Here is a 12229-nt window from a genome sequence, read left to right on the forward strand (position 1 = left end):
GTTTTTGGGGTTATTCGTTTGTTTGCATTTGATAGTTGAACGTGTAGTGTCCGGAGCCAAGCGTTAAGCGGTTATGGCCTGTTGTTAGTTGCTTGGACAGGTTCTCTGGGAGTTGCTCACTATTAAGTTGAAGCGAATCATTGGTTAGCTGGGGAAAACTGACCGTGGCTGTTGTGTTGGCCGGAATGATAATTTCATATTGCATTTCCTGTTTGTTGATTTGCCAAGCTGATTTAATTTTTCCGTACATGGATTCTAACTCGGCTTCAGCATGCGTTAACCCACCTCCGGGATGAGGAGCTAAAAGAATGTGTTTGTAGCCAGGGTTGGCAGGATCAATATCGATTCCGGCAACGTAGCGATACAGCCATTCGCCTATTGCCCCATAAGCGTAGTGGTTAAAACTGTTCATCCCAATATCCTGAAAACTGCCATCAGGCTTTTGTCCGTCCCAACGCTCCCAAATGGTGGTTGCTCCTTGGGTTACCGGATAGAGCCAGGATGGATATTTTTTCCGGTTTAACAGCATAAAGGCCAAATCTTCGTAACCATAGTTTGAAAGGGCCATGCAAAGTAGGGGAGTGCCAACAAATCCGGTTGTCAGGTGTCCCATTTTCTTGACATCTTCTGCCAGGTAGGCTGCGGCTTCAGGAACAAGGTCCTCTGGAAGAAGCTTAAACATCAAAGCCAGCGAGTAGGCAGTTTGGGTGTGTGAGACCAAACGGCCGGAAGGAGTCATAAACTCACCTTGGAATGCTTGTTTGATATCTTCGGCAAGTTTGGCGTAGGATTGAGCCTCATCAGCTTTCCCTAGAATGCTTGCTATTTTGCCCAAAAGTTCGGTCGAGTGTGCAAAGTAGGCGGTTGCAATCAAATCCTTGTCTGTTGTAGCTCCCGGATAGTCTGATCGGTTGGTTGCAAAAGCCAGCCAGTCGCCAAAATGCGGATCTTTGGTCCAAAGCAGGTCTTTGCCCGCACGTTCCTGCATGTAGCCAATCCAGGCTTTCATGCTTGGGTACTGTTCTTCCAATATCTTCTTATCACCATAAGCGAGGTAGGTTGTCCAGGGAACAATTAAGGCAGCATCCGCCCAGGCTGTTGAGCCTCCGTCGCCTTTTAGAACATCCGGAATGACATGCGGAACGCGTCCGTTTTCGAGTTGGTCTGCAGCCAAATCTTTCATCCACTTGGTGTAAAAGGGAGCAACATTGAAATTAAAGGCAGCCGTCATGCTGAACACTTGAGCATCTCCCGTCCAGCCTAATCGCTCGTCACGTTGTGGACAGTCGGTAGGGACATCCAGAAAGTTCCCTTTTTGGCCCCATTGAATGTTGTGTTGTAATTGATTGATTAAAGGTTCGGAGCATGCAAAGGAACCGGTTTGAGGCATATCAGAATGAATGACGATTCCGGTTATTTGGTCAAGCGTTGGTGGTGTTTTTAAGCCTTCGATCTTAACATAGCGAAAACCATGAAATGTAAAGTGTGGTTCATAAACTTCTTCGCCGTCACCATTCAGGATGTATACATCGGTGCATTTGGCCTTTCGAAGGTTGTCGGTGTAAAAATTACCGGCTTTATCAAGCACCTCAGCAAATTGAAGCGTGATTTTACTTCCTCGTTCGCCCTTAACTTTTAGTCGGACCCAGCCAACCATGTTTTGTCCCAAATCAAAAACAGTTTCGCCTTTTAGGGTTGTAATTAGCTTGATGGGCCTTATTTCTTCGATGGCTTTTACGGGTTCTCCTTCCTGGGCAACCAGGTTCTTTTTAGTATGACTGTAAAGCTGTGCTTGTACCCAATTGCTGTCGTCAAACGCCACCGAGTTCCAGCCTTGCATTGCTTTCCGGGCGTCGTAGGTTTCGCCATTGTAAATGTCGGAGAAAAGAATTGGCCCGTTGGAGGTTTTCCAACTGTTGTCGGAAATGATTTGTTCGCTGGTCCCATCCGTATAATTAATTTGGAGTTGAAGAAGTAAGGCAAGCCGGTCACCATAATAGTTTCGTTGATCATTCCATCCAATGTAGCCTCGGTACCATCCGTCACCGAGAATGGCTCCAAGAGCATTTTCCGACTGGATTAAAGACGTTACGTCATAAGTTTGGTATTGAAGCCTTTTGTTGTAGCTGGTCCAGCCTGGTGTAAACAGGTCGGTGCTGACTTTTTCTCCATTCAAAAAAAGTTGGTACAAGCCAAGGGAAGTGACATAAATTCGGGCAGACTCAATTTTCTTGGAAGCATCAAATTCCTTTCGGAAATAGGGGCTGGGCATCGATTTATTTTGCTTATGCGATTCGGTATCGGTAATCCATGAAGCTGTCCATTGTTCGAGATTTAAGATTCCCATTTCCCAGGTGGCGGGATCACTCCATGAAGATGATTTACCGTCATTATCCCAAACTTTTACTTGCCAGTACACGCGTTGTATCGATGCTAGTTCAGGCCCTTCATAGGCGACATTTACCGATTGATCGGACTTAATTTTGCCCGATCTCCAGATGGTCTTTCCCGATGGCTTTGCGTCGGTTACTTTGATTTCGTAGGCCGTTTGCATGACATTGTTGTCCGTGGAGATTAACTTCCAGCTTAACCGAGGATGCGTTACGTCAATGCCAATGGGATTGGTCTGGTATTCGCAAACCAAATCTTTAATTTCGGTTTTTGCCAATGTAACTAAATGGGCTACAATAAAAACAAATAAGAAATAAACTCGCTTTAGGATGAATCGTTTCATATGTTGTGTTATTTAGTTGGTTAGCTAAGGTTTACAACGAAGGTTGATAAAATAAGGACAATGATTCCGGTGATGAGGATAGCCATCGTTTTTTGACCAGCTCCTTTCCACTCGTTTAAGGCAATTCCCCAGATGTTTCCAAATGCAATGTTGAGTGCCATGAGGATGCTCCAGGCAAAGGGGGCAATACTGGCCGGCAACTGGCTTTTCCCCATGCCATAAAAATGGAACTGAAGAAACCAGAGGACTCCTGCCAAAAACGTAAAAAATAGGTTGTTCAGGAGTGTCTGAGCAGGTACCGAAAAGTATTCTTTGTAGCTCTTATTTTTGATGTTTAGGTAAAGGCAGTAGATGAAGTTGGTGGCAAAACCTCCGGTCAGAATAAAAATTAGGGTTGGGTTACTCTGAAAAAGCGGATTGGTGCCATGTTTAATCGCAATGGCATCAATGGGTTTTCCAACTTCAAAGCCATAGCTAAAGGCCGCGCTCATCACACCGGCAAAGAATGCGATAATCAATCCCTTTTTTAGTGCAAATTCTTTGATGGCTGCTTTGCGCTCTTCTTCGCTTAACCCTTTGCTTTTTAATGCTCCGGCATAGCCAATAATGGCAATTCCTGCAATACAAACTCCAACGCCAAGAATCATGAGCAAACCTGAGGTGGACTGTAAAAGGTTTTCGCCTGCCACAATGGGGGGAATTAAAGTGCCGAATGCCGCGCAAAAACCCAAGGCGATGCTCTGTCCCATGGCAATGCCAAGGTGCCGGATGCTAAGCCCAAAAGTTAGCCCGCCAACTCCCCATAAAGCACCAAATAAGATGGCCAGCCATTTGGATGAAGTAGGGGCTTCGGATAGAATGGTCAGTAAAGTTCCCTCGGGAACCGTGAGCAAGGCTGAGATCCACGGAGCCAGGATCCATGCTGCAATCCCCTGTGTAAGCCAGTACGATTCCCACGACCAAACTTTAACTTTTTTAAACGGAACATAAAAGCTGGCAGCACCCATACTGCCCAGTGCGATCATGCCAATTGCGCTCAATGCATTCATAGGTTTTGGTTTTATTTAGATTGTTTAGTTATTTTGATCTTAATTGAATTTTAAAGTTATTCATTGAAAAAGAGCTTATCAATGCATAATTTGATTTTGTTTTTGCACTTTTTGTCCTTCTTTTATGAATGATTTTTTTAAATACCTAACAACCGGAGATGAAGATCGCAATTGGGGCCTGTATTTGAATGTGGCCGGTAAATCGCAGGTTGCCGCGGAGGTGGATTATCCTTCAGCTGATCATCCGACCGGTTATCATTTTTCGTGGGAGCAAGGGCGCATGCTGGATGAGTTTCAAATTAATTACATCACCGAAGGATTTGGAGAGCTGGAAAATGAGTTTGGTAAAGCGATGATCAAACCGGGGACTTTGCTTATTACGCGTCCCGGAGTATGGCACCGGTATCGTCCGAATCGCAAAACCGGCTGGACCGAAAATTACATTGGGTTTGATGGGACGATTGCCAGACAGCTGTTGGCTCAACCGGTTTTTTCGATGGAGCAATCCTTGCTTTATTGTGGTGCTCACGAAGCCTTTATCGACACCTATTATAAGATTTTTGACTTGGTTTTGGCAGAGAAGCCAGGGTATCAGCAGATTGCCTCAGGATTGGTGGTTAAACTGTTGGGCTATATTGTGGCTTGGCAGAAGAATCGCAATTTTGAGGGCAAAGAAATTGAAGCGGTTATTCAAAAGATTCGGTTTACGCTTCGTGAAAATGTTGGGGAGATGATTGATGTCCGAATACTTGCCGAGGAGAACAATATTGGCTATTCTTATTTTCGGAAAATGTTTAAGAAATATACCGGCGTATCTCCACATCAGTATTACCTTGATTTAAAAATAATGCGAGCCAAAGAACTGCTGCTGACCACCAATAAAAGCATCAAGGAAATTAGCTATGAGCTGGGCTTCGAATCCATTCATTATTTCAGTCGGTTCTTTAAAAAGAAAGTGGGCTATAGCCCGGGGAAGTTGAGAAAATAGATTTATTTAGCCGTCAAGGGGTATCGCGTAGTTCTTGATTATGAGGATGGGATGTCGACCTTTTTTCTTACCCATGATTTAATTATCAATAACTCCTAAGGGTATGAGTGTTGTCGTTTATGAGTTTCTTTAAGTTCATGTGGCTTGTTTTATAGAATATTATTTTATTGAGTTTGTTTTGGGGCTTAGGCAAAAGTTCGTAATATTGTTAGTTATATTTCCTGAGAATAGATGACCGAATGCCCCACGATTGGAAAGAAATACAAGCTGGCGATGAAGAGGTTTTTAAAAAAGTATTTGATAGTTATTATCAACCACTCTGTCTTTATGCGAATAAAATTCTAAATGATATAGACCTTGCTCAAGATTTAGTAAGTGAGTGTTTTATTAATTTCTGGGAAAAACGTACTTCTATTGAAATAAGAACCTCTTTTAAAAATTATTTACTACTATCGGTTCGCAATATTTCTTTAATGCATCTACGTAAATCAGGAGAGAAACTTGGGAATAGTCAATTTGTGATTCAGGAGTTGGAGTATGTTGAGGATTATGTAAATGAATTAGAAGAAGAAAAGCAAATTGTTCGTGTACATCAAGCAATCAATAAACTACCAGAACAGCGAAGAAAAATTCTTCAACTAGCCGTCTATAATAATTTGTCTTATAAAGAAATTGCTACTTTTTTAGGTATTTCTGTAAATACTGTTAAAACACAGATGGGGCGAGCTTATCGTTTTTTAAAAGAGGAACTTAAAGACGATCAGTTAACTTTGTTTTTGTTGTTCGGTAGCAATTTTGAGTAATCGAAAAAAAAAGATAGTATACTGTCACCCTTTCACTCTGTTTTTGCATCCTTTAATTGAAACGACAATGATCATGCAAAATAAGAGAGAGGAAAAAGAGTGGGATTTAATTGCCGCCAAGTTGAATGGCGAGTTGAATGCAATTGAGGAAAATATTTTTGAAAGTTGGTTGAGCAAAACAGAAAATCGCCAGGTTTATGAGCACTCAGAAAAGCTTCATCAGCAAATTCAACAAACAAAGTTTTTTGACCAGATTGATGCTGAAAAGGCCTGGAAAAACGTCGCTCAAAAGAGTTGGGTTACAACGCAGATTTCTAGAAAACTCATGCCTTGGCTAGGGTATGCCGCGATTTTTCTGCTTGCTCTTTTCATTGGTTCTTTGCTGGGGAGGAAGGGGTATTTAAATTCTTCAAAAGAAATGTGTAGTGTAACTGTTCCTTATGGGCAAACGAGTGTAGTTAACTTACCAGATAGCTCAAAAGTATGGTTGAATTCAGGGGCAGAACTTCAATATAGTAAGTCGTTTAATGACAGAAAACGGGAGGTATGGATTAGTGGCGAAGCTTTTTTTGTAGTGGCTCATCAGCAAGAAAAACCATTTAGAGTAAAGAACGCGAAGGGGATTATTGAGGTACTAGGAACTTCATTTAATGTCGAATCGTATGATGATGATTCTATAATTTCGGTTACACTAGAAGAAGGGAGTGTACAGTTTAAAAATACACAAGGGAAACTTTTACAAACCCTGAAACCATCTGAACAGATGACGCTAGATGTATCAACACACCAAATAGAAGTAAAAGAAGTTCAGACTGATTTGTTAACCAGTTGGAAAGATGGGAAGTTAGAAATGGATAAAGCCAGGTTGGCAGATGTGGTCAGAAAGCTGGAGAGATGGTATAACGTTGATATTCATTTTGGGACTCCGGAAATTGCTGATAATAAGATTACTGGGACTATTCTTAGGGATCGACCATTGGAGCAAATTCTGAAAGTGTTTGAGAAACTCTATGGCTATAGCTATAAATTTACTGTTAACACCGATAAAAAAAGAGAGATAATATTAGATGTTAAAACCTTAAAAAAATAATTGCCCATGTAGCAAACTTAAAGAAAGAATAAACTAACTAATGACAAAACACAAAAAAGCGATGGAATGCGGCAACATTACCATCGCTTATAAGGTGTTTTGAAAAACTTGATGAGTATTAATCAAAACATTCCAAATTTATGAAAAAATTATTGACGTTCTATTGTCGACCAGGACGATGGAGAAAAATTTTACTAACCATGAAACTGGTTTTATTTTTTTTGTTTGGGAGCTTAATGGTAGTACATGCTTCCTCCTTCTCACAAAATTCAAAGCTTAACCTGGATCTGAAAAAGGTTTCTATTCGTTCAGCCTTGAATGAAATTGAAGAGCAAACGGATTACTACTTTTTTTACAATGAAGAAGAATTTGATGTAGAAAGGGAAGTGTCTGTAAGTATAAAAGACGCTTCTGTTAGTCTTGTGCTGGAACGTATCCTTCAAAATTCCGGTATGAAATATGAAGTTGTAGATAACTATGTCGTGATTCGAAAACAGGACGTTGGAACTACTCAAGAAAGGCTGTACGATAAAAAGCAACAAGGAGAAGTTCCACTACAGATAAGAGGTAAGGTGACAGATGGAGATGGGCAGCCCATACCTGGTGCAAATGTGACTATTCAAGGAACCTTAAAAGGGACAATTACGGATAATGAAGGCTATTATGTTATTCAAGCAAAAAAGGGAGATATTCTTGTATTCTCTTTTATTGGATTTGAGGCTCAGACGGTTGAGGTATCAGATAAACTAGCGATAGATGTAACATTAAAAGAAGCGGTTACATTATTAGAAGAAGCTGTTGTTGTTGGGATGGGCTCTCAACGAAAAGCTAGTGTTATTGGGTCTATCTCTTCTATCAAAACGCAAGAACTTGCAGTTCCTCAACGTTCTCTTGTGTCAACACTTTCGGGAAGAATTGCAGGCGCAACTATTGTTCAGAGATCGGGAGAACCAGGTTATGATAATGCTTCTTTTTGGGTGCGTGGTATTGCAACGCTGGGATCAAATAAAAGTCCCTTGGTCTTGGTAGACGGCGTGGAAAGAGATATGACTAACATTGCGGTTGAAGAGATTGAATCGATATCGATATTGAAAGATGCGTCAGCAACAGCTGTTTATGGAGTTCGAGCAGCTAATGGAGTCGTATTGGTAACAACTCGCAAGGGGGTAGCACAAAAGCCAGTTGTTGAGTTCAAATTGGAATCAGGAATATCTGACTTACCGAATATGCCGAAATTTGTTGGAGGAGCTGATTATGCTAGACTTTATAATGAAGCATTTGGTCAGGAAAATTATTCGGAAGAATATATCAATTATCTAGAACGAGATGTGAACCGTTTTCTTTACCCAAATGTGAATTGGTTTGATCAGATCTTCAAAAAATGGTCAAATAATACTAACGCGAACTTAACAATTCGAGGTGGCGGAGAAAGAGCCCGTTATTTTATAAGTGGAGGTTTTATTCAAGATAATGGGAACTTTAAAGATTATGGATTAAATGATTACAACACAAATATTAATTTAAAACGATATAATTTTCGTTCAAATATTGATATTACGGTTACAAAATCTACAATCGTAAACCTGGAAATTGGTGCTAACTTGATAGATATTCATGAGCCAGGAGTAGGTAACAGATCTCACTATGGCAGATGGTTTGGAAGTCCTTCTGATGAGCTATTTTATTGGGCATATCAATCAACCCCTTTGTCAAGTCCCGTGCGCCTGCCTATAGGAAGAGAACCAGATGGTTCCATCGAGTGGGGATGGGGAGCTCCCAGTCAGGTGGGCGAGTTAAATCCTGCAGAACGTTTACATGGCTCTGGTTATAATACGCGATTTAATACACAAATAACGAGTCAGGTGGTGTTGAATCAAGATCTGTCGATGTTGGTGGATGGACTGAATTTTAAAGGATTTTTCTCTTTTGATTCAAATAATAATACGATACAGCGTCGAAATAAGCTTTCATCAACTTATTCAGTTGATGGGGTAGATGATGATACAGGTGATTTAATTGTAAAAGAGGTAAATACAGGACAAGAATTTCTGAGGTATTCAAGTAGTTCAGGCGCTAATAGAGCTATTGAAGCAAAAGCTCAGTTAAATTACGATAAGTCGTTCAATACAAATCATCGAGTAGGAGGAATGTTTATGTATTACCAGCGAGACTATATTGATGGGACTGCAGGTAGTTCAATAATGGCATTGCCTTATCGAAAACAAGGTATTGCCTTTAGGGGAACTTATTCATATCGAGATATCTACTTTGGTGAGTTTAACCTTGGATATAACGGATCTGAGAACTTCCCTAAAGACAATCGTTTTGGTCTTTTCCCTGCGGGGGCAATTGGTTATCTTATTTCAAACGAATCATTTTGGAATTCAGAGGTTGTTAACTTATTTAAAATTAGGGCTTCTGTTGGATTAGTGGGGTCAGATGCTCTCCCTAATAATTATCGTTATGGGTACTTGTCTACTTGGGGAAATGGTCTAGGTAGTTATGGTTTTGGGTTTAATCCAACTATAATAGGTGGTATTGGAGAAGATCAAATTGGAGTGTCGAGTTTGACATGGGAAAAGGGATTAAAGAAGAACGTAGGTTTTGAACTTGGGTTGTTTGAAAATGCATTTTCGATGGATGTCGACTTTTTCCATGAAAGAAGATCTGATATTTTAATACAGCGGGGGTCTATGCCTGCAGTTGCAGGGCTTAACCAAACTCCATATGCAAATATGGGAGTTATGGAGAATCAAGGATTTGAAACAACATTGGAGCTAAATAATTCTATTGATAAGTTTTCCTACCGTTTGTACGGAAACTTTACTTTCACGCGGAATAAAGTAATAGAAATGGATGAACCTCTGATGGAATATGAATACCGAATGAGGACAGGACATCCGTTGGGTCAACGATTTGGTTTAATTGCTGAAGGATTATTTAGAGATCAAGCTGAGATAGATAACAGTCCAGAGCAGAAGTTTGGAGTTGTACGTCCGGGAGATGTGAAGTACAAAGACATCAATAACGATGGTGTGATTGACATTAACGATGAAACTGCCATTGGCTATACGAATGTACCTGAAATTATTTATGGCTTTGGTGCGCAGCTTATGTGGAGAGGTATTGATTTTGGTGTGTTTTTTCGAGGTCAGGCAAGAGTTACTTATGCTTTGGGAGGAAACACATTTATTCCATTTAGTGAAGGTGTAGGTAAAGGAAATGTCTTTGAGAAAGCTTTGGATAGGTGGACTGAAGAGAATCCAGATCCCAATGCATTTTACCCCCGACACTCCAATGGACGATCAAGTAATAACTGGCAGGCTTCTACTCGGAATATTTATGATGGAAGTTTACTTCGGTTGGCAGACATGGAGTTAGGTTATACATTCGATAAGAAGCTTGTTTCACGTATTGGACTTGAATCCGTTAGGATACATGTGTTAGCTACTAACCTTGCAGTGTTCTCTCATTGGGATATGTGGGACCCAGAAACGGCAACTCCAAATGGGAATAGATACCCAATTCCTAGAAAAATTAATTTCGGTATTAGAACAACATTTTAAGCAAAAGGAAAGATGAAAAAAATTATAATAGGTATATTTTTAATTCAGTTGGTTTTCTTTTCAGGCTGTTCAGACTTTTTGGATAAACTGCCAGATGATATGAAAACAGATGAGATGGTGTGGAGTTCTAGAGTAGAAGTTGAGAAATATCTTGCTAATGTATATGCAACAATCCCTGGGCACAGACTGCATCAGGACGATCCGTGGTTGGGGATGTCTGATGAAATCGATTTGAGTTGGACCGTTTATCCTACTTATGGGCTTAATTTTGGAAATTGGACTCCTTCTTTAAATTATTATCATGGTTTTTACGAAAAGCTTTATCGGGCGATTAGGGCTTCTTTCGTATTTGAAAATAACGTTGATAAATGCGCAGAATTAAGTGAAGACTTAAAGGTTCAATATAAAGCTGAATCAAAATTCTTACGCGGGTACTATTATTGGTTACTTCTACGTCAGTGGGGACCATTTGTATTGATCAAAGAGCTTCAACCAAATGATGCAGACTTTGCTAATATGGGGCGTGCTCATTTTGATGACTGTGTAAACTACATAGTAGAAATGATGGATGAGGCAGAAAAAGATTTACCGCTCCATTGGCAAAATAATACCACATGGATGGGAAAGCCGAATAAGATTGTTTGTAAATCGGTAAAATCAACTGTGCTTACCTTTGCTGCTAGTCCGCAATGGAATGGTAATTTAGAGTATGCCAATTTTAAAAATCCAGATGGGACTCCGTTAGTAAATATAGCGTATGATGAATCAAAATGGGAAAGAGCTGCGGAGGCTAGTCGGGAAGTAATCAAGATATCGGAAAACAATCCAGAAGCTAATCTTCGTTTATATAAGAATAATGAGAGCGGTGATGGGGAGTTTAATCCATATAAATCATGTGTAGATGTTCACTTAAAAAAGTGGAATAGTGAAGTTATTTGGGGAAAATATAGTGTGGGCAACACGAATGCCTGGATGATACACACTACTCCAGGACCGAAAACGCTTGGTGGAGTTGGCCCAACACAACGTTTGGTGGATGCTTTCTTAATGGAAAACGGAAAGACCATTGATGATCCAACATCGGGATATGTGGAAAGTGGTTTTGCTACATCTCCTAATCCTCACTGGAATCCTAATGAGAGAGCAGTTGGTACCGAAGAAGGTCGCAAACAAATGATCGCAGATATTCGCGAATGTGAAGCGTGGGGACATTGGGAAGGGGATTGGAATATGTATGCCAATCGTGAACCACGTTTTTATGCATCAATACTTTATAATAGGCGGGTAATCCCTCAAATTCCGGATGACATTAATAAAAGAAATTTTTATAATTCTGAAGGACAGAAGGATGGTTATGCGCGTGCTGAGCTGTATTATGGGGGAGTTTCTCGTCAATCAGGTTCTTATACATTCTTTTCAAGAACAGGGTATTTAGCGCAAAAGAGAGTTGATCCTATGGCGAATATGTATGATCGTGCTTATCCACAGGACTATATGGATGTTTTTATACGCTATGCTCAAATCTTGTTAGACTACATTGAAGCTCTGAATGAATATGATCCAAGTAATGCTGATATTCGCAAATATTGGGATATGATTCGGGAGAGAGCAGGTGTGCCAAGTGCGTTCGTATCAAATCCCGAAATTTCGGGAGATAAAGAACTTCAGCGCGAGTTTATTTTAAGAGAAAGGCAAATCGAGCTGTGCATGGAAGGTGACCGCTATTTTACTTCGCGCAGAAGATGGTTGGCTCATACTGTAGATGAAGATGGTACAGTTGATAATCGTCGATGGGGTGATGGAGGACGTATGTGGGGTATGGCTATAAGTGCAGGTGATGCTGCTTCAAATGATTTTTCTTTTACAGGTTTTTATGAAAGAATTCCTTTTGAAACTCGTGTGTTTAAAAGAGAATTTTATTTGTTCCCAATACCTGAAAATGAAATTAATAAGAGTTATAATTTGGCTCAAAATCCTTGGTGGTAACAAAATAATAAAG

Annotated in this window: 7 protein-coding genes; 5 read left to right on the plus strand and 2 right to left on the minus strand. The window is 40.3% G+C overall.

Annotation, left to right across the window (positions count from 1 at the left end):
* Positions 1-10: 10 nt before the first annotated feature.
* Both BM156_RS18160 and BM156_RS18165 read right to left on the minus strand, forming a co-directional pair.
* Positions 11-2734, minus strand: a complete 2724-nt coding sequence (locus BM156_RS18160) for a glycoside hydrolase family 78 protein (RefSeq protein WP_093921329.1) — start codon at positions 2732-2734, stop codon at positions 11-13.
* Between the two features lie 20 nt (positions 2735-2754).
* A complete protein-coding gene (locus BM156_RS18165; protein WP_093921330.1) occupies positions 2755-3783 on the minus strand; it encodes an L-rhamnose/proton symporter RhaT in 1029 nt (342 codons plus the stop codon).
* Positions 3784-3907: 124 nt separating this feature from the next.
* Here BM156_RS18165 and BM156_RS18170 point away from each other — a divergent pair, with 124 nt between their 5' ends.
* The 5 genes from BM156_RS18170 (at position 3908) to BM156_RS18190 (ending at position 12216) form a co-directional block, all read left to right on the plus strand.
* Positions 3908-4771 carry a helix-turn-helix transcriptional regulator gene (locus BM156_RS18170; RefSeq protein ID WP_093921331.1) on the plus strand — a complete coding sequence of 288 codons (864 nt, stop codon included), beginning with the start codon at positions 3908-3910 and terminating at the stop codon, positions 4769-4771.
* 239 nt (positions 4772-5010) lie between these two features.
* Positions 5011-5574, plus strand: a complete 564-nt coding sequence (locus BM156_RS18175; protein ID WP_093921332.1) for an RNA polymerase sigma-70 factor — start codon at positions 5011-5013, stop codon at positions 5572-5574.
* Positions 5575-5641: 67 nt separating this feature from the next.
* Positions 5642-6664, plus strand: a complete 1023-nt coding sequence (locus BM156_RS18180; protein ID WP_093921333.1) for a FecR family protein — start codon at positions 5642-5644, stop codon at positions 6662-6664.
* Between the two features lie 140 nt (positions 6665-6804).
* A complete protein-coding gene (locus BM156_RS18185; protein ID WP_093921334.1) occupies positions 6805-10230 on the plus strand; it encodes a TonB-dependent receptor in 3426 nt (1141 codons plus the stop codon).
* A gap of 12 nt (positions 10231-10242) precedes the next feature.
* Positions 10243-12216, plus strand: a complete 1974-nt coding sequence (locus tag BM156_RS18190; protein ID WP_093921335.1) for a RagB/SusD family nutrient uptake outer membrane protein — start codon at positions 10243-10245, stop codon at positions 12214-12216.
* Positions 12217-12229 lie beyond the last annotated feature (13 nt).

Origin of the sequence: Sunxiuqinia elliptica (genome assembly GCF_900113005.1) — a bacterium.
In the GTDB taxonomy this organism is placed as follows: domain Bacteria; phylum Bacteroidota; class Bacteroidia; order Bacteroidales; family Prolixibacteraceae; genus Sunxiuqinia; species Sunxiuqinia elliptica.